This window comes from Parabacteroides sp. ASF519, from assembly GCF_000364265.2.
Classification (GTDB): domain Bacteria; phylum Bacteroidota; class Bacteroidia; order Bacteroidales; family Tannerellaceae; genus Parabacteroides; species Parabacteroides goldsteinii.
The window spans coordinates 952,178-972,914 of sequence record NZ_AQFV02000006.1 but is presented as its reverse complement, the minus strand read 5'-3'; the positions used below and the strand labels follow the sequence as shown (position 1 = coordinate 972,914).

12 protein-coding genes are annotated in these 20,737 nt (G+C 37.2%); all 12 read right to left on the bottom strand.

Features of this window, described 5'->3' with window-relative positions; all coding sequences use genetic code 11:
* Positions 1–2: 2 nt before the first annotated feature.
* A complete protein-coding gene (locus C825_RS03690; protein WP_010801440.1) occupies positions 3–2,888 on the bottom strand; it encodes an IolE/MocC family protein in 2,886 nt (961 codons plus the stop codon).
* Between the two features lie 178 nt (positions 2,889–3,066).
* The gene (locus C825_RS03685; RefSeq protein WP_010801439.1) at positions 3,067–3,630 is read right to left on the bottom strand and encodes an RNA polymerase sigma-70 factor; all 564 of its coding nucleotides are present in this window, start codon (positions 3,628–3,630) and stop codon (positions 3,067–3,069) included.
* A 368-nt stretch (positions 3,631–3,998) separates the two neighbouring features.
* Positions 3,999–5,642: a RagB/SusD family nutrient uptake outer membrane protein gene (locus C825_RS03680; protein ID WP_010801438.1), complete on the bottom strand. Its 1,644-nt coding sequence runs from the start codon at positions 5,640–5,642 to the stop codon at positions 3,999–4,001.
* A 12-nt stretch (positions 5,643–5,654) separates the two neighbouring features.
* Positions 5,655–9,053, bottom strand: coding sequence for a TonB-dependent receptor (locus C825_RS03675; protein ID WP_010801437.1), 3,399 nt, complete (start codon positions 9,051–9,053; stop codon positions 5,655–5,657).
* 121 nt (positions 9,054–9,174) lie between these two features.
* Complete coding sequence (locus C825_RS03670; protein WP_010801436.1) at positions 9,175–10,173, bottom strand: FecR family protein; 999 nt, start codon at positions 10,171–10,173, stop codon at positions 9,175–9,177.
* A gap of 327 nt (positions 10,174–10,500) precedes the next feature.
* Complete coding sequence (locus C825_RS03665) at positions 10,501–12,054, bottom strand: vitamin K epoxide reductase family protein (protein ID WP_010801435.1); 1,554 nt, start codon at positions 12,052–12,054, stop codon at positions 10,501–10,503.
* A complete protein-coding gene (locus tag C825_RS03660; protein ID WP_010801434.1) occupies positions 12,044–13,273 on the bottom strand; it encodes a glycosyltransferase in 1,230 nt (409 codons plus the stop codon). Before C825_RS03660 ends, C825_RS03665 begins: the two co-directional genes overlap by 11 nt.
* Positions 13,266–13,955 (bottom strand): lanthionine synthetase LanC family protein, encoded by a 690-nt coding sequence (locus tag C825_RS03655; protein ID WP_010801433.1) that lies wholly within the window; start codon positions 13,953–13,955, stop codon positions 13,266–13,268. Before C825_RS03655 ends, C825_RS03660 begins: the two co-directional genes overlap by 8 nt.
* Positions 13,956–14,042: 87 nt before the next feature.
* Positions 14,043–14,333 carry a hypothetical protein gene (locus C825_RS03650; protein WP_010801432.1) on the bottom strand — a complete coding sequence of 97 codons (291 nt, stop codon included), beginning with the start codon at positions 14,331–14,333 and terminating at the stop codon, positions 14,043–14,045.
* Between the two features lie 46 nt (positions 14,334–14,379).
* Positions 14,380–17,079 (bottom strand): MG2 domain-containing protein, encoded by a 2,700-nt coding sequence (locus tag C825_RS03645; protein ID WP_010801431.1) that lies wholly within the window; start codon positions 17,077–17,079, stop codon positions 14,380–14,382.
* Positions 17,080–17,187: 108 nt separating this feature from the next.
* Complete coding sequence (locus C825_RS03640) at positions 17,188–18,573, bottom strand: galactosyltransferase-related protein (protein WP_010801430.1); 1,386 nt, start codon at positions 18,571–18,573, stop codon at positions 17,188–17,190.
* Between the two features lie 11 nt (positions 18,574–18,584).
* Entirely contained in the window at positions 18,585–20,591 is a 2,007-nt protein-coding gene (locus tag C825_RS03635) for a methyltransferase domain-containing protein (RefSeq protein WP_052334433.1), read from the bottom strand.
* Between the last annotated feature and the right edge of the window lie 146 nt (positions 20,592–20,737).

Here is a 20,737-nt window from a genome sequence, read left to right as displayed (position 1 = left end):
GATTATTTTTTAGTAACAAGTTTGTCTAATTCTTTTCCGTCCAGATATTCTTCATCCTGCGAATTATACAGACCATCCATAATATAATGCGCATCCGGGAATGCAGATAATATCTTACGTATAGTTTCTGTCTGCCCGGATTTATAAAGCGGAGCATTCGTATTCCATAATTGATTGTGAATATCTTTTCCAGGGACGGAAATAAGAAGATCCTTTATATCCATCTGTTTCAACCGGGAAAGATTACCGTCCAGGTTCGCTTCATCGTTCAACAACAAAGATAAAGCCGGAGCCAGGGTAAAGTTCGGACGGTTCACCTCATTCACCAGTTTCCGCAACCCCTCTATGGTATCCGGGGTACGGGAAACGGCTTGCCGCAATACCAATCGGATATTCTTTTCCGCAGCATAATCAGACAAAACCAGGAACGATTCTTTCAAAGAAGCATAGAACTGTTCCATCGTATAATTATTTTCAATGGTCCGCTGGGTAGAAATCAATAATTCATCGGCACCCAATATTTCCATCTTATCAATAACACGCTTCATGATATCCATGCTCTTCTGATAGAAAGGAAGATCATTATTTACGATCCTCAAATCAGGATACAGATTCAATCCAGAAGTCAAATCCACCGTTATTTTCAATTTCTGGCGTCCCAACCAACCGGATTCATGCTTCAACGTTTCTTTTTCCTTATTATTCAGATAACGCCAGTCAATCACCACACGGTCATAATGTTCGAAGAAAGTCGGACGCGACAAAATCTCTTCCTTTACATCCGAGATATTGCGTAAAACAAGCGAACGCCCCGTAACATTCGGCACCGGGGTACTTTCCGGCATAACGGTTATATCCGCTTCATGATTCAACCGGACACGGAAAACGCGCACATTACCGCCGGCAATCGTATTGGAGGTATTTTTACCGAAGGAGGTATTCACAGCCACTTTAGGCGTATATCCAACGGCTTTCATTTCCGAACAGTCTGTCGGTAATTCTTTGATAGAAACAATCTTTCCGGTCTTTGTCCGGATGGAAAACTCCTTCGGTGTCCAATGTTCGTTGGATATCAGAACAGTATATTCGCCATTGCCTCTGGAACAGGTTACAAGGCTCAGTTCCGGGTTGGTTTCGAACAGTTGTACGGAAGAGAAAATATCTCCCATCAATGCTTTCACATGATTTAATATCGGGTAGGGTTTATCCAGCGGCATTTCTTCCTTCACCTTGACAGGAAGTTCACATTGCGGTTGTTCGGTAACACCGTAAGGTGATGCGATAACAGTAATCTTTCCTTTTCCGGCATTCAACTCGATAGCGGCCGGCAGTTCGTTAGATTTTTGCAGAATTGTCGCAGATGCCGGATAAATCAACTCAGCCAACGTATAAGGAACACGTTCGCTTAACGACTGTCCTTTGTAAGTCACCGGACCTGAGCACACGGTCGTTTTGTTTCCGGCACGGACACCGGCAATTCCGTCCGGCATGTTTTTCAGTGAACCGGCAGTGATAATCAGATGTCCTCCTTCATTCACATAAGTTTCCAGTTTATCGTTGATTTCTTTTCCCGGACGAAGCTCATCGGCAATGACCAGTACCGGATACTGCTGCAAAACCCATTGAGGCGCATCACTCATCAGACAATCGGCAATATCGCCATAAGGATTAGGGGCAATAAACCCTCTTTCATCTTTATAATAGGAAGCATCCTGATAACCGGGATATAAAATATCGAGCATCCCGTCCGTCAGATAATCCGGCAACTCATACGGCAGATTCCCCCATACTTTATAGGCCTGCCTGGAATATAGATGACGCGGGAAAGACCAGCCGGAAAAGAAATCGGTCATCAAAGCAACCGGTGTATACATCACACCCGGATCACCGTATTTATCTACCCATTTAACCGCACTCTGCTGTATCTTGCCGATAGGACTCAGCTTCTTGTCGTCTATCCGCATGGACCCTTCGAAACCGACAGCCACACAATCGTACATCAAATGAGTATAGATCAACCGTTTCAGCAATCCGAGCGAGGTCCCTTTCAACGGGCCGCCACTGTTGTAGTCATCATCTATACCAGTAGCATTCGAATCATATGTCTTATATCCCCAACGGTTCCATACGGAAGCATTACCAAACCAGTTAACGCCATATTGCTTACCGGCTCCGCGGATAAAGGAATAATAAATCTGCGAGTTAGGCAATCCCTGGGCCGTTTCCGCCCCTATCAATGTATAAACTCCTTCTTTCAGGAAATAATGTCCAAAGTTCAGGGAGACAAGAGTTGCCATTTTATTCCCCAGCTGATCGCCCATTTCCTGGAAATGACGCTGGAAGTTAAAGTATTGTTGTTTGCGGTCTGCTCCCAACGGATACATTCGCGGAGCAAAACTACCGACATACCGGCCATCCTGTTCACCGTTATCCATACCCAGCCAACGGTCGCCCAGTTCTTTCTCGAAAAGATCGAGTACACCGTCGGGAATAACGAACTGCGTCCAATATCCGCCAGGCCCCGAACCCGGGATATATCCCCAAAGGTCAAACAGATACAGGTTTCTTTTCTTTATCTCGGCAACGACCTCTTTCAAATTATCCTGAAAAACCAGCGGATAGGAAACCCACAAAATATCCCCGAGCTTATCCTTATCCACCCACTGATCGAGTTTTTGTTTATAATCTCCGGAAAGGTCACGAAGTGCTATAAATTGAATTTTGTCATGAAAGAAAGAAGCATCCGGCGATTTCACATGATGACGCAGGTAATCGGGATGATGAGACGGGATCATTTGATAAGGATACAGCTTGATACTATTCTGTGCAAGCGGTCGGTCAGGATACAGTAATCCCAACAAAACAATAAGTATAAGAATCTTTTTCATAAGTATTTATTATTGTTGTTGCGTTAACAAGCCGACAACTGATAAGCCGATCATTTCTTATCGCAACAAAGATGCATTTATATTTTGAGATTATGTTACTTTTCGTTCATAAAAAAGTTAATAATCTACGAAATAGGATCTATTTATGCCCGAATGATAACAATTTACTTCAATCCGATCAGTCCGGAGAAGCCGGTAAATACTCTTTCAAAACCTGCCGGAGTTGTGCCAACGCCTTTTTCTGATACAATTTAACGGCATTCACGGAAACACCCATTTCTTCCGAAATCTCCGCATAGGTTAGATTTTTATATCGGCTAAGCTCAAAAACCCTTTTATATTGAGGAGGCAATTCTTTCACCGCTTTACCAACCCGCTCTATCAGTTCTTTGGAGAGAACATAATCGAGAGGAGATTCATCCAGTGAAAACAATGTATTCCTTTCTGCTATATTGTCATCAATTTCAATATATTCAGGTTGATTTCTTCTCAGATACGACAAACAAGCGTTATGAACAGCCCGTACCAGATAAGCCCGGATAGAAGTTGTAATGACCAACGTTTCTCTGTTCTCCCATAACCAGCGGAAGACATCTCCGACAATCTCTTCAATGATGTGTTTTTCCGTGATGTAAGAACGTGCTTCATAGCAAAGAAAAACATAGTACTTTTTGAATAAGCATTCAAAAATTTTATGGTTTCCTTGTTGCAACTCCACTAATTCATCACGAGTATCCATCATAACACAATAAAGATATTGCTATAAATCCCCGTATTACTTTAAAGATCAACACAATACATACCACATAAAGTTTTAGTAAAAACTATGTGTGACTAGAAAAAACGGTCGTTTTTTTTAGTCACTATTTTTCAAGAAAATCTTTTGATTTTTATGCTGTCAATTAGATGGTATCTCACAGATTTTTAGTACTTTTAGATGTCCGAATTGATTTTGTCTGGTCAACATGAAAAATGACTAGAAAAAACGACCGTTTTTTTTAGTCACTATAGTACATATGTAAAGCGGTTAATTTTCAATAGCAATACCCAACTTATGGAATAAAAGAAATTTATTCATCCGGTATTGTCTATCACTGTTAACGAATTGGTTTATTTATAATTCGGATCCTGAACCAAAACGCCACCGGCTTTATCAATTTCACTTTGTGGTAATGGGAAATAATAGAATGCCGGCTTAAAGACCTTTACATAAGTTGGCAAAGCAGGATCTGACGCACCATTCACAAGTTTATCCATTAACTTCCATCGTTTCAGCTGAAAATAGCGATGACCTTCAAATACAAATTCCACACGCCATTCGTTACGAATACGTTCACGCATCTGATCTTTTGTCAGACCAGCAGGCAACTCCGGTTGTCCTGACCGTACACGCACTTTATTAACAGCATCGTAAACTTTTTGAGTCGGTCCATTTGCTTCGTTTTCAGCTTCAGCAATCATCATTAATACTTCAGCATAACGGAGAATAACAACATCTGCATCAGAGATCGTTGAATAACTTGGCATTTCTGTTGTCGGCTGAAGTAATTTCATCATACCAAAACCAGTCTGCATCTGATTTGTTATTGTAATAGGTCCATTTTCTTCATATCCTTCATCCGGGAAAAGAGCTACTCCACTGTGACAAACCGTTTCATACAAGCGACGATCACGAATATGAACTCCATTTGTACCAGAGAATAACTTTTCTCTTTCTGCCTTATTGGCATCTGACAAAGCTCCCGTTGCTAACAAAGATTCATCGACTGTTGCAGTCAATGGAGATTCGCCCCATTTCAAACCATCTGTACACTCAAATGCATTTACCAAATCACGGGTTACTCCACATGTTGTCCACGCCCCATAATACAAGTCCATACTATGCGTAGTATTAGGAGCCAAATAACGGACAGAGAACATGATTTCAGGAGAAGCCAATTGTTGTGCAGAAATAAAGTTATCTCTCATTCTATCAGCTAACTCATACCCCTGAATACCTTCCAGCAATGTTACGATTGCACCCATTTTTGATGCATCCGCATTGCCATTGTCATCATAAGCCTCGGCCAGCATTAGACGTGCCTTGAACGCCTTCATCGCCCCCGGAGTAAAATATCCGCTCATTTGTGAATCGGAATAAGGCTTATCGGGTAAAGCAGCTATCGCCTCGTCAAAGTCCTTTATAATCTGGGCATACACTTCAGCACGGGTAGCTTTCGGCTGATACATATTTTCCGTTGTCAAAGAAGATGTTACCAAAGGAACTTCCCGATAACATTGATACAACCAAGAATAATAGTAAGCTCTCAACGCTTTGCATTGCGCCATAATAAAACTCTTGTCTGCTTCCGACATATCCGCACCCTGGTAAGTTTCCAGATTCTCCATGACCAAATGAATACGGGCAATGCCTCTGTAACAATGATCATACATATAAGAAACATATCCACCGGTATTCGGATCTAAATCACCTAATGCAATCGTTTGTGAACTACCATAAGTAGACTCATTATGCTGACAAATAGAGTTATCTGTCAGATTATCGAAACAAGCCACAATCTGTGACATAACTCCGGGCCATTCATACATCATGGAAAAACTTCCTGCCAATGCTGAATCAAAATCACTTTTCTTCTGCCAGAAAATAGACTGTGATGGTGAAGAAGGAGGATCTTTCTGTAAGAAATCACTACAAGATGTCGTAGAACCCACCAATAAAGCCGAAGCCAATATTATATTTATTACTCTTTTCATTGCATTCTACTTTTAAAATTCAACATTTAAACCAAATGAACAAATCCGGTTCTGCGGATACTGGGCTGCACGACCGTCATCATTACGTTCAGGATCCAAACCATAATATTTTGTAAATGTCAACAAATTATCTCCGGAGAAATAAACTCTAACTTTCGACATTTTTACCTTATCCGTAACAGATTTAGGCAAAGTATATCCAAAAGTCAAATTCTTCAAGCGGAAATAAGAGGCACTCTGCAAGAAATAACTATTTGCTCTTGTATTCTTATTGCCACCCAAATTATCGTTATACAATCTCGGATGTTTTGCATTATAAGGATTTTCCTCTGTCCACATACCTTCTATATACTCACGAGTCGGAGCAGAGCCTTGGCGGAAGGGCTGCATCCCCCAATCAGTTGTATACCATTTCTTTCCGGAAACACCTTGTCCTAATAAGGATAAATCAAAACCTTTCCAACTTACACCGGCATTTACTGAATATTCAAAACCCGGGAAACGTCCGGACATCGGAATACGGTCGTCGTTATCGATTACACCGTCATTATTTTGATCCTTATATTTCAAGTCGCCCGGTAATGTATTATCATTAAACTGTTTGGGTGAATTTTTCACTTCATCTTCCGTAGCAAAAACACCGATACATTCCAACATATAATATTCATTATAAGGAAGTCCTTCTCTTCTCAGTTTGTACCCATCGATTTCTTCGGCACCAAACTGAGTCAGTTTGTTTCTTGAACGATCGAAATAGACACCAGCATTATACTGCAAACCTTTGAAAACGCCGTCTGAAATCATATTATTATAGTTAAATGCAATTTCAAAACCTTTATTTTCAACTTCTCCATTATTTACAGTCGGTGCAGAAAGTCCTAATAAATAAGACACCTGTGATGAACGTAAAATATCAGAAGTGGTTTTCTTATACCAGTCAAAAGTCATACTCAAACCATTGAATACCTGTAAATCAACACCCACATCAGTAATAGTCGTTGTTTCCCATTTAATATCACGGTTTGCATAAGCTTTTTGCTGATAACCGACTGTTTCTGTTTTCTTGTCAAACGGATAATTGGAAACACTTTCTATCATAGCCTGATAAGGATACAAACCAATATTCTGATTACCCAATTGTCCCCAAGATGCACGCAATTTGGCATTATTCAACCAAGTCAAATTCAAGTTTTTAATAAAATCTTCTTCCGTAAGACGCCAACCGGCAGAGAAAGACGGGAAGATACCCCAGCGGTTTTCAGAAGAAATACGGGAAGTACCGTCATAACGCATATTTGCTTCAAACAAATAACGTTCTTTAAAGTTATAGTTCAAACGGCCGAATACAGACTGAATAGCCCATTCTTCCTGTTTTCCCCCATTAGACCAATTTGCATTAGAACCTGCATCGATAACCGGCAGATCAAAAGCAAACTCTTTCCTATAAGCTTTTAACGTTTCATATTTCTCTGACTCCTGGTTGTAACCTGCCATAATACTAAAATTATGATCGGTATTCGGAGTTGTATAATCATATTTTAAATACGTATACAAATTCTGATAAAAACGACGTTGATCTTCCACTGTCAGACCATTACTTCCTTTATCCAGATTTCCAGTCTTCACACCTGTATGATAATCATAGACAGGTTCATCCGAACCACCCCATTCTTTTGATTTATTAGACTCCAAACGAACGGCGCCTTTTGTATGCCATGTCAAACCTTTTGCAAGGTTCACTTCAACCCATAATTGAGCATTAATGTCAAAATTCTGGAATTTCTTTGATGTATTCGATGCAATAATGGCAGGCATATTTTTATTATGATCTTCATGCGGATAAGCAGAGCCTGTCCAACGACGCACTCCGGAACCATCATCCGGCAACCACGGCATATAAGTCGGAGCTTGTGACATCGTTGACAACAAAACATCATCCTGTCCCTGACGCGGCTGAGTACGATCTCCATACATCATACTGGTGTAAGTACCGATCTTGATGAAATCAGTAATCTGAGAAGTCAAATCTACCGTCGCATTATATTTCTGATATTCAAACCCTTTTAATGTACCCGGTTGATTTACAAAATTCAAAGCTACATTATAAGTTGTTTTCCCTGAATTTCCTGCAACGGACAAGTTATGATTCTGTACGACAGCCGTCCTGAACATATAATCGAGCCAATCGAAATTCGGATACTGGTCACTTCCTCCGCCATTTCGATATGCATCGATCTGTTCTTGTGTATAAGCTTTGCCCGTACCTGAATTTTTCTGTGCCAAATTATATAATTCCATATATTCGACAGAGTTAGTCACCAGATCATACATACGAGTCGGATTATATAAACCTACGTTCCCATGATATGAAATATGAGCTTTACCATCCCCCAGGTCCGCCCCCTGTTTAGTTGTAACAAGAATCACCCCATTCGCTGCACGAGCACCATAGATCGCAGCAGATGCAGCGTCCTTCAGTACCGAAACACTTTCAATTACACTCGGGTCCAGATTGGAAATACTACCGGGAACACCATTAATTAAAACCAACGGATCGGAACCTGCACTTGAGAAAGTACCCTGACCACGTACACGGAAAGAAGTAGACTCATCCCCCGGAGTACCCAGTCCTTGATTTACACGCAACCCAGGAACCTGCCCCTGTAACATTGTCGCCGTATTCGTTACCGGACGTTTAGACATCTCTTCACCGGTTACAGCCGTTACCGCACCTGTCAGATTCAATTTTTTCTGCGTACCGAAACCAACCACAACGACTTCATCCAAAGCCTGTGAATCTTCTTTCAAGATAACAGAGATAACCGACTTATTTCCAACCGGAATAGTTTGTTCTATATAACCTATATAGGAGATCTTCAATGTAGCTCCGTCAGGAACATCCAATGTAAAGTTTCCGTCCACATCTGTAACCGTACCGATTGTCGTTCCATCCACTACTACGTTTGCCCCGATAACAGGTTCATTATTTGCATCCAAAACACGACCAGTGATCCGTTTAGTCTGTTGCATCACTGACTCCGGTCCAACTTTTCCGGCACGAGTAATCACAATATGACGATCGTTGATTTCATACCGTACATTCCGTCCGTTAAACAACACAGCCAATACTTCATTGATCGATTTATTATCGAGAGAAACAGACACTTTTTCATCCAGATTCAGGTCTTTCACATCCAGACTGAATGAAAATTCACTTTGGCTCTTGATGGATTCAATAGCCTCACGAATCGTGGCATTTTTAAGATTTAAGGAAAGCATATGTTCAGTCGCATACGTGCTTGCACTTAATGTAAGCGTCCCGGCAACAAGAAATACACCGGCAAGATTGGCCAGACGTCCTGCTCTTGTAGCCAATAAGTCCTGAACAGATTTTCTAAATGTTTTTTTCATACTTCACTTGTTTAAGATTTAACTTTTAATTACTTAAGAAATGGGGTATCTACGGTTATTACCCCTTTTGTTAGATTTGCTTTTACTTCATTCACATTCATTTTAAAGATTAGACTTAATGTTATTTATAAATTCTAATAAGTTCCGGCTTTACCTCATATCTGAATTTATTTCCGGAGGATAATATTTCCAAAACTTTTTCGACGGTTACGTTCTCTTGAAAATCCGAATAGTAAACTATCCTCTTCAAAGATTCTTTCTCTATCCGGACAGGTATATCATACAGGCGTTGCAGTTCTTTAGCTATTTCTTCCAACGACACTTTGTCAAATATCATCGCTCCATTCCGCCAGTTCTCTATATGGCTGGCATCCACCAAATCGACTTGCATTGCCAGATCTGCCTTCCTTAATGTGAACCGCTGGTTCGGTTTCAGCACGACCGGGGCGGCATCGGCCAGAAAATCTCCGACCCTTACCGCTCCTTCTTTGAGGGTTACTTTCACCTCAGAGTCTTCTTCATAGGATTTCAGATTGAACTTTGTACCGAGTACTTTAACTGATAAATTGCCGGTATTCACCACAAAGGGTAATTCTTCATTCTTACTTACTTCAAAATATCCTTCCCCCGATAATGCCACATTTCTTGATTCCTTCGCAAAATTCGAATCATATTTAACTTTACTTCCGGCATTTAACCAAACAACAGAGCCATCCGGGAATGTAACTTTAGATTTTGCCCCAGCAGGAACCTCTACTACATATTCTTTGTATTCCTCAACCGCTTCCACTGCCGTTTTCTCCGATTGCCATAAAAAGAATAGAGAAGAAATACCACAGAGCAAAAAGACAATCGCCACAGCAGAAACTCTGAATGCATACTTATAGAAGTTTATCCGGTTGGATGATTTATTTTCCTTTTTAAATTTGCTAATAGCTTTTTCTACATTAAAATCATCCGCATTAGATACAATACCGCCTGCTTTCCAGACAGCAACCGTATCATGGAAATAAGTTCTGTTCTCCGGAGCTTCTTTGATCCATTGCTTCAATGTAACATGGCCTTCAGCATCTAAAGTACCATTCAGAAAAGATTGTATGTAGTTTTCTATTTGCACCATTTATTTAATTTATGAGTAGAAAAACTTCCCCATCATAATTAAAGGCGCAAAAAAAGAGAAGGAGGGTATATGGACTTTCATATTTTCCATATAAATCCACTCACCAACAATTTTTCTTCATTCTGAGGTTTGCGGTTGAGTTCATGTATTACCCCCTAAAATAAACTTTCAATATTCCAGAACCAATTGGGCATTAAGATCATTCAGGCTTGATACACAGGTAAAAGAAACAATAATTACTTCGAAAGTTATTTATTGATTGTAAAAGACCTTATGAAGCTATCGTGAGATAGTTCAAGAAACTTTCATTAATTACTGAATAGTTGCTTATATATTTGCTTTTGTTAAATAAAGCAAATCTTCTATAGCATAATGAGTGGGTAGTTGATATCCATTTACTAATATTGTAGGGGTTGCACTAATTCCTGTTACTTTTTTCCATTTAATATGTCTGTCAAATTCTTCCTGTACCACAACGCTTTCCAAATCCAATTTATATTTGTCAAATATCTCTTGACTTGTATGGGAAACATTACTAAACCATTCATCATAGATGAGAGAGGCTACCTCTATTGGTTTATTTATATAAACAGAGCAAAGGAACTTATTTGAAATATCCAGAGATTCATTGAATGAAGAAAATATGTATTGTACAGAGATATCGTTTCTAGCCTCTAATAGTACTTTAACACGAGTATGCATTTTCCTGCAAGGAGAACAATGAGGATTTGAGAAAATTGTTATTTTAAATTTTGCATCCGGATTTCCAAAAAGAATATTGGAATCATCTGCAGACACAGAATAATAGGGCTGTTGTTTTAATAAAGTAACAAAAACACCTTCATTGATTTTCAATGCATTTATTTTATATGTAAGTATTCTCTTTTGTTTTGCCTGTTGATATAATGTAGACAATAAATTTATAATGATTATACAGAAAATAAATAAGCATCCGACTATGCCGAATCCGATAAAATTGAAATTTACAAAAGTCAAATAACCAGAAAATAGTCCTGTTATAAAATAACTCCCTAATATACACTGAACAGAAAGACAAAGTATACACCAAGTCTTCATTTTGTATTTTTGATACCATATACTCCAAAACGTATATGGGAGTGTAAAGAGGTTCATGATGCATAAATAACGTACCCAACTGGGATTCAATAGAATTACTAATAAATTGAATACAAAATAGCTGAATCCAATTTCAGCCCAACTTATTATTCCCAATAGCTGCGAATATTCAGATGTCAAAATATTATTACAATCTCCCTGTTTTAACATGGAGCATATATAATCAGCAGACCGATTGTATCCATTGATTTCTTTTGATAATAACAAAAAACTTATGTATACCCCTATCAGACTCAATATCAATAAAATACTTGTTTTTATATTCAGATATATACTATAATCAATATAGAAAAATAATAGAAATGACATCGCAGATAAAAATAACAGAGATTTGGATAATCTCTTGAATATCTCATTTCTTCTATTCTTTGAATAATTCGGTTCTATCGATAAATCATCAGGTTGAGCTATTAAAACAATTCCGTTCCATTCTTTCAGAAAACTATCAATTGTAAAATTGATCTTCTTATCATTCCATAGACATTTTACTTCTGCATTTGCAATTTCAAGAACAATTACAAAACTCTTACCGATACTAGTAACAAAAGGAGTTTGAGGTAAATTGTCTATTGAAATATCTTTCACCCGTACCCCTCTGTTTTCTATACGATAATGAGTTAGCATTGTAGAAAGTCCGTATAAACTATTATTATAGGGATGTTCTTCAAAGTATTTCTGACTATATACATTTGTATGTTTTACTTTCAACACTTTTAAAAATGCAGTCAACAAGTTATTTTCCATATATTATTTTCTCCATTTCATTCCCCATAATATTTAACTGATAATATTTTTCATATCGCATTCTACTATACCTGGAAAAAAAAGATCTTTTTATTTCATCATACAATAATTCTTCTATTTTAATAGCAAGTTCGTTTATATTTAGTATTTTTTTATTATCTTCCTCTTTTAAGTGTATTTTATATCCGGTTTTACCCTCTTCGATCATTTCGGATATACCACCGGCAGTTGTTCCTATCAGTGGCAATCCATGCATCATCATTTCAATAGCGGCATAACTACATTGTTCCGTATATGATGGTAATACGCCAATTGTCGCTATTTGATAGAACTTATATACATATTCTTTATCGATTAGTCCGGTAAAAGTTATTTTACTCCAAAAACCCTGACACTCTTTCAAAAACAAACTAATATCGCCACCTCCTACTAAAACAAGACGTGTATTAGGAGTCTTGTTTACGATTTGCTTAAATGCTTGAATTAATTCAAATATTCCTTTATACGGATCTAAACGCCCTACATATAAGATAATCCGATCATCTTTATTAAATGACAGTCGCATTTTTAATAATTGTTTTTCCATTTTAGAAATAAAAATCGCTTCATCTTTCAATCCATTGTAAACAATAGATATTCTATTTTCTGTTAATTGATAATAAGTTTGCAACAACTTCTTCGTTTCTTCAGATAAACAGATGATCTTATCTACATGATTGAAAATAAACCTATCACGTTCTATTAGTTGATGAATATTAAATTTATCGACAATAGTGTCCTCTAAAGAAGAAAGGTCATTTAGAATATTTGTATCCCATTTTGCCAGGTAATTAAGATCTAAATAGTGAACAACAAAAAATATATTTATATTATAGTACTTCTCTTTGAGCAATCGTATAACTTCATCATGTATAAACAGATTAACAAGAAATATACTATCCGATGTATTTTTTAAATAAGGTTCTAAAAGATAAAAAATATTTCGATAGTATCTCTTCTTCTTTTTTATCAACATTTCCCATTGAATAGGAATATGATAAATAGATATAGAATTTTTCGACTCAATAATAAATTCTTTTTGTTCAAGGCATATATCTATAATATAAACATTCAAATTAGTCTTATTCGTTAAATAGATTGCAAGCTGTTTAATATAGCTATTAACGCCTGTATTATTTCCTAGAGACGTTTCATTTAATATGTAGACATTCTTATCCATTCAATATCAGATTTAATCCACAACCTGCATATCCATCTATTAATCCCAGTTTCTTATGATCAATTTTATCCACTTCAAGGTTATTTGATAATAAATTTCCCAGAAGAAAGTCTGTAGAATAATTTATTATTCCTTTTTCTTTATAAAGTATAAAAGAATTTGCAAGATCGAAACTTTCTTTCGTGCTATTCCTGCGTATTACATTTTTACTTGCTTCATATAAATCATTTAAATAGATCTCATCAAAAAAAGAATATGACATTTTATTTGACAAGCGGCTCAATACATAATGTAAGATTCCGGAGAGACCGGAAGTTAAACTTACGTCTGTAAGTCTATATACATCAGTTTTCATGATTTCCAAATCTATATCTTCTAATAGATCACCGGTATTATCAGATAAGAAATTGTGTTGTGCCAAATATTCGAATCCCCAACCAATACCACAATATCCATTTTTAAAATCAAAAGACAATTCGTTATGAATATCTTCAAAAAGATCATGAATCAAATCTTCTGCAACTTGCTGGTAGAGATTATTCTTTGTATAAGAAGCATAATGGAAGAAAAAAAGAATAATCCCCATTCTTCCATGAAGAAGTCCTAAATTTTCCTCAAAACTACTTCTGATTAATAAATTATCAGCAATTTTTGAGAGTAAAAATTCTTTTCGATCGATCATAAATCACAGAAAATATTTGGAAAATGTGTCAAAAAGCCATTAAGGAACGTAGACTTTTAACACATCTTCCCATTTTTTATTGGAAACCTATCCCCATGGACCTGTTGCATCTTTGGTAGCACATACGCAACTAACAGCAGGACCATTTACATGGTTTAATGGAACACAATATCTAGGCATTGACCTAGGAATACCCTTCGAATCATTATAAGTAAAATCCGGACAAGAACCTTGACAAACACCTGCATCAGGAGTACAACCTCCATAATCAACAACATGTCCTCCATAATCTGTATAGCCACCAATAACAGCTTTCATCTCATCATCTTGCATTACTCGCTGAGAATCATTTAATTTCAATTTACCTAAACTCCCCATGTTTGTAATAATTTATTAGTTTATAAAATATATAAATTTAGTCTTTTTACTTTACAGAAATCTCTCCCTTCCAATAGATCAATTTCCCTTCCTCAGATAATCCTTCCAATACGATCACATAAGGAGAGAATGTCTGATCAGACGTATAAAACTGAAATTCGCCGGATTTACTTTCTGTTGTCCGAACATCCGGACTCCAATAAAGCGTAGAACGGTTATCTCTTTGCGAGTAATTCTTTTGTTCTTTTGCTTCGTATTTCGGCGAATAAAATTCTTTTATAACCTGATAGCCTATAGGCGCTATTGTCTGAATATTTGTTGGTGAAACAACTTTCTGATCAACAGGGAGCATACTCGTTGTTATAAGTATGGCTCCAGCTACGCCATTTGCTCCCATTGTTGCGATACGACCACCTTTTACAACTTCCATTTCGGCTATGTATTGCGGCATCAGGGCATTTAACTCATTTGCATCTATCGGCACATTGTCCATCAATAAATATGCACGAGGAGGAGGTATTGCATTAAAAGGATTTTCAGATGGAATATAAGGATAAACTGTTGGTCCATCCCTCCAAATAGATACACCGGTTAGATGTTGAAGCATCTCCATCACACTGCCTGGATGATACCTATTTATTAAATCTTTTCCACTAATAGACTTATTGAATTCAGAAGAATAAGGACTTTTTGACATATAAAAAAATGGTCTCTTTTTTATCCTTGAAGCCGTTACTTCCACCTCACCCAATTGGTATGTACGTGCGATATCTCCTTGACTGAGTATTTGAATTTTTTTCTCTGTTTCTGCTTGTATCCACTCTCTTTCTGGTTCTCTTACCGCTAATGGAAAAGGATTTACCGTTATTCCCAGGGAATCTTTTTCGACTTCCAGCAAAACCTGACTTTTCCCTTTCGGCGTACTTCCCTGTACTACAAAGATCGTACCGTCAGCAAACAAGATATTGTCAAAACAGAAAGAACCGTTTTCCTGCGTTTCACTTTCCACAAATTTCTCGCTCGCTGTCGCAAACAGGCGGACAGGATAATTAGGAGCCGGCTTGTTTTGGGATATTCCCTGATACAGCATTCCTTTGATTTGTTGGAACGTTTCAGGGCTACTTCCCGGAATTCCCGCCTTACCTTGTAGTACTTCCGCTATTTTATAACGGCTCCATCCTTGTGTCAACAACAAAGCATCCAACTCTTCTTGCTTTTCGGCATAGTCACCTGAAAAATAATAGGCTGGTGATTCAATATATCCTTTCAACTCCGATGTCAATAATAGAGTGGAAAGGATATTCATTCCTGTATCCATTCTTACGACATTTGGATCTGTTACCGATACGGATAATGTGGTGGACAGGGGGATGTTTTGTTGATCTAAAACCTCAATCTTGGCTTTTACCTGTTCACGACTACTGTAATACTTCTTATTTGTTTGAAAATTCACGACCGTTTTTTCTCCTTTGTTGAGACTGAAAACCAATCGTTCACTTAATGGGAGATTATTCTCATCCGTTAACAGAAGCTGTAATACACCTGTCGGAAACGATCTTTGAGAAAAACGAAGAGAATTTCCGTCTTCCCAATACTTTTCCCATCTTTTACTGTATAGGATTTTACCACGACACAGGATAGTCAGGTATAACGGTTTATTTGTCGTATTTCTGCTATCCTTATTGATTGAAATATAAAGATTGTCTTTCCGCCAATAAGCCGAAAGCGTACAGGCGTTCGGTGTCACAGAGGGCAACGTATATTCTTTTTTTAGTCCCTGCCTGTTCCAACAGACCATATAGTAACTAAGAGATGGGTCATAAAAAAAACGGATGATTCCCATTCCCAGATGCAAGGAACGGAATTCCTTCACTACCGTATCGCCCAGACTATTTAAAACCACTCCCCTTATATCCTCTCCCAGACCATCGGTGTTTAAAGCTTTAAAAGCGATTCGTGACTGGGTACCGCCAGGCAACTCCCCTCCTTCCGGAAAGAAAGATACATCATAGTCTTTTTTCGATGCTGGAATATATATGTATTGCCCTTGTGTACGTCCACCGATCGTATATTGAAAATGAAGCATGTTCTCCGGTGGAGTATCCTCCAACTTAAACACGAAATGCCCGTCCTGAACGGTTGGCACTTGTCGTACTTTATCTTCCTTTTCGTAAAACTCAACTTTATCCGGTATAATTGATTTCCCGTTGTTAAACTCTTTAAAATGTAAATCGGCTATCAATTCTCCTTTTTTATCTCCGGACTTAAAGACGGATTCCACCGAATAACGCATAGAAATGTAATTATCAATAGTCAATTTCTTCTGAAACAAGTATTCTTTCTGCTCCTTATACATATATCGGGTATAAACACACAGGCGATAATCTCCGCTATGTAAATCTTCCGGCAAGTCAAGATATCCTTGGAAGATCCCATTCTCTTTTATTATCTTAATTCTATCGACCAATCGGTTGTGCGGATCCAACAAGTCGGCATACACGAAATTACTCAATGTGGATAGAGTATGCATACAGGCATCTACCAGGAAAGCTCTAAACCAAATAGTGTCGCCGACCAAGTAGTTAGACTTGTCTGTTTGAACATAAATTTTCTCCTGAGGAAAAATGTTTTGTTGCTGCAAAAAGAATTCGGGAATAGAATCCGGAGTAATCTCTTTTTCATTACCTCTTATTATAGTAACGGTTATAAAAAGGGACAGAAATATATATATTCCAACGTGTTTCATATAATAATGGCATATGAAGGTTACTTTAATTCCAGATTGTGCAATATAAAAATAATTTATTATTCATAGCATTTTTGCGCCCGCCATTTATGTTAAATAAAGCAAATATCAAACTAGCCATTTCCAAGTTGCAATTTCTCGAAATAAATCACTTCTATCCATTCTGCATATTCGAAGGAGTTCTTTCTTTAATGTCAAACTCCGAGATTGATTTACATAACCTGAATTCAACTCTCTTGGATGATATAAATGATATATACAACCACTCACACGGGAAACAGGTATATCCAATAAAGTAAGCCGTTTCAAACGCTCCACATCTTCCGGCCCCCAACCGACAAAATATTCATTCTCCATGCCAACTTGCATATATTTTTCACGATTAATTACATACAGGCCTCCAACAGTCAGTTGACCGAACATCATTTGACACTTATTTTTCTTTGCTAATTCCTTCCAATCCAATGTTTGCCGAAATCGATTGCTAAGATCGGGAGAGAGGGTATAACAAATGCCGTCATACGGATAAGATAATACAGCTCGACATTTTCTAATATCATCTACAGACTTGTATAATTGTACTACAGGTACTAATATATCTGTATCCCATACAATGACAATAGGAGTTTCGGCCAACTTAATCAGCTCATTCCGGTAATGTGTATGGTAAAATATCGGATTTTCATCTTTTTGAAACAGATATCTTACCTGTTCACTATCATTTAAATGAACGCGTTGAATCTGATCTGCTTCTAGAATAATGAAATGTGCATTTGTTAAATCGGTATACAATCGTATTATTGTCTGCAAATTTTGAATTCGTATATTACTGTCTGCACGTATTGGTATGATAATTGTGGCATCACTCATATTTATTTCGATCGGTTGATCACTTACCATTACAGACAAAGATTCATTTTGCTTTATTTTATTCAATAATTTCAATGCCAATTCATTACAAATATCATGAGAAATAAACTTTCGAATAAACATTTCTATATCAGACCGCTCTTGCAGACTCGACGGCGGTTTTACTTTCTTTTCGAAGGAAGAATATCCGTTCACTCCAAACTTCGCTAATAAAATATCTAATATGGATAATAATATGGTTCTATTCGTTACTGTAGACAAATTTTCATCGTTAGCACCAGGATCCTCTAGCCTGGCAAAAAAATAAGAAGCAATTCCCAGCAAGCCTGTAGCATGGCTAAAGTCCGTATGCTGTTGTAAACAGACAGTAGAAAAAAGATATCGATCAAATTCCGAAAGAACTTCATCTCCATTCGCATCTATCAAACCTGTACAAATCATATATTGAATTCCATACCCTATCCCTGCCAAACCTGTCGAATAATCCGGATAGCGATCAGTATCATAATCGGATACGGTATTCTTTATGATAGATATTGCCTTATCCATATTCTCTGTTCTCCTTTTTGATAATAATCGAATCGCATACAAAATATCAGGATGTATATTTAGTGGTATTTTCATATCATTTTTCGTTATTTTTTTATGTTACTCCATAACACATACCATTCATCTTCACCGACCTTCGAACTAAATGAGCATTTTGTTTTATTCGCTATCCGAAGACCTTTTACCCAATTAAATAAATCTCCGAATATCTCATCATTTATTTCAATAGGTTCACAAACTGTAGCCTCGTGATAATGTGTATGAATCGCAAAAAGACAATCCGATTTGGCAACTCGCTGTAACTCCTTGGATACCTTTACCAAATCATCTACATGGTCAATGGCATTGACTGATATAATAACTTCAAAAAAATGATCGTCAAAAGGTAATCGTTCAGCATAAGCCTCTATAAAACGGACTTGAGGATATAGATGATGCGGAAATCCCAACTTGCAATAATCCGACATCAATGGGTCTACCGCATACAACTCGCATCCCTCAAAGCAGATGCCACTAGGTATCGGACCGGCACCGATATCCAATACTTTTTTACCTGTAAAGATGGAAGAATGCAATTGTAAATCATGTAAGTATTTAGGTTGTTGATGTAATTCCGTCCACGTCAGGATCGCAGAATAAATCGGATTATCTTTTATAATTATTTTCTGTTCGGATAAAGGAGCTGGTGTATTATATAAATAAGAGATTTTATTATCATACCATAGTAAATATTGACTGATCTCTTGTTTCCAAAAGTCAGTTTCAGCTTTACGCTTCTCCTCCAACCGATAACCTTCTATAAACTGATTCATAGAAGAACGATCGCCCCATGTTGAAATATACTCTCTCAACTCGACAACCTCCATTTTACAGATATTCAAAAACTCTTCCCGATTTCTTATTTCCAATTTTTCACTTGCATAACGAGAATTTTTCCCTCGAGGATGGTAAAGATGATAAAGGTCACCTTTTATCCGAGTAACCGAATATCCCAATATTTCCATTCGTTTGACGCGTTCTAAATCTTCCGGTCCCCAACCATAAAAATGTTCATTTTCTCCGCCAGCTTGGACATACACACTACGGTTTACAAAAAAAGCGCCTCCGCAACTATGAGTCACTAAATATTCATAAAGCAAAGTCGTTTCTGTCTTCTCCATTATAAATCGATTTGTACTTTCCGGTGATAACATCACAGTCCGGTCATTATAAGGAATACTAAATACTGTTTTCTTTGTCTTAATTGCTTCTATTGCTTCTTGTATTTGACAATCCGAAACGTATACATCTGTATCCCAAATGCCAACAATCAATGATCGCACTTGCCTAATGGCATCATTTAGATAACGTGTACGATAAAAAACAGGATCAGTATCCTTTATAAACCGGTAATATACATTGGGATAGGTACGTTTTAACATATAATGTTGCCGACTGTCTCCTTCTATGATACAGATTTCTCCATTTTTTATTCGACTTAATTGTTCTACTACAAAATCCAAATTACGTTCACGCTCCTTGGAGTCAATCCGTACCGGGATAATAAAACACACTTTTTCATAGTCTCTAAGTAAATCTCCAGTTCGTAAGGGACAAATTCCCATTGAATGTAAAGCCCTTATTTCTTCTATTTCTGAATCTGATAATATGTATCCACTTCGATATTCCTCAACTAAGTGATCAAATAAAAGAATTATACCTTGATGTATTCGTAATTCGGACAACCTTCTTTTTGGCGATCTCTCACACAGGATACGAAGCCTTAAATAATATAACCAATCGGCCCATGGTAGATAGGATCCTTTAAGATAATTATCCAATTTTATTAGTATCTGCCGATCTATTTCTGAAAGAGAATCATCTATATCACCTTCCACATAATGGTGATAATGTAAATAAATAGCACCACAAGCTATTCCTAATATACCATTGCCCAATTGCATAGGCATTATGACGGATATTTGGCTTATTATCTTATTTAATAATGCTTCTGCTTGTTTATGTAGCAGCAGATCCCCTAAAGAACAAGCCGACTGATACATGGTAATTACCTGTTTCATGGTAGATGATACTTTATCTAGAATAGTATTCATGGCTGTTATTTTATTTGATGTGCTAGATTGCGCAATATAGAAAGAATTTATGATCTAATTATTTTTTACACTCATTATTTACGTCAAAGAAAGTAAAGATTAAACTCTGAGATTGATTTATAAATGCCTCCTATGCCTCGTACGAA

Coding starts and splice junctions, on each gene's coding strand:
- C825_RS03670 (WP_010801436.1), bottom strand. CDS start 10,173: ATGGTGCAAATAGAAAACTACATACAATCTTTTCTGAATGGTACTTTA.
- C825_RS03690 (WP_010801440.1), bottom strand. CDS start 2,888: ATGAAAAAGATTCTTATACTTATTGTTTTGTTGGGATTACTGTATCCT.
- C825_RS03650 (WP_010801432.1), bottom strand. CDS start 14,333: ATGGGGAGTTTAGGTAAATTGAAATTAAATGATTCTCAGCGAGTAATG.
- C825_RS03680 (WP_010801438.1), bottom strand. CDS start 5,642: ATGAAAAGAGTAATAAATATAATATTGGCTTCGGCTTTATTGGTGGGT.
- C825_RS03665 (WP_010801435.1), bottom strand. CDS start 12,054: ATGGAAAATAACTTGTTGACTGCATTTTTAAAAGTGTTGAAAGTAAAA.
- C825_RS03635 (WP_052334433.1), bottom strand. CDS start 20,591: ATGAATACTATTCTAGATAAAGTATCATCTACCATGAAACAGGTAATT.
- C825_RS03660 (WP_010801434.1), bottom strand. CDS start 13,273: ATGGATAAGAATGTCTACATATTAAATGAAACGTCTCTAGGAAATAAT.
- C825_RS03655 (WP_010801433.1), bottom strand. CDS start 13,955: ATGATCGATCGAAAAGAATTTTTACTCTCAAAAATTGCTGATAATTTA.
- C825_RS03640 (WP_010801430.1), bottom strand. CDS start 18,573: ATGAAAATACCACTAAATATACATCCTGATATTTTGTATGCGATTCGA.
- C825_RS03645 (WP_010801431.1), bottom strand. CDS start 17,079: ATGAAACACGTTGGAATATATATATTTCTGTCCCTTTTTATAACCGTT.
- C825_RS03685 (WP_010801439.1), bottom strand. CDS start 3,630: ATGATGGATACTCGTGATGAATTAGTGGAGTTGCAACAAGGAAACCAT.
- C825_RS03675 (WP_010801437.1), bottom strand. CDS start 9,053: ATGAAAAAAACATTTAGAAAATCTGTTCAGGACTTATTGGCTACAAGA.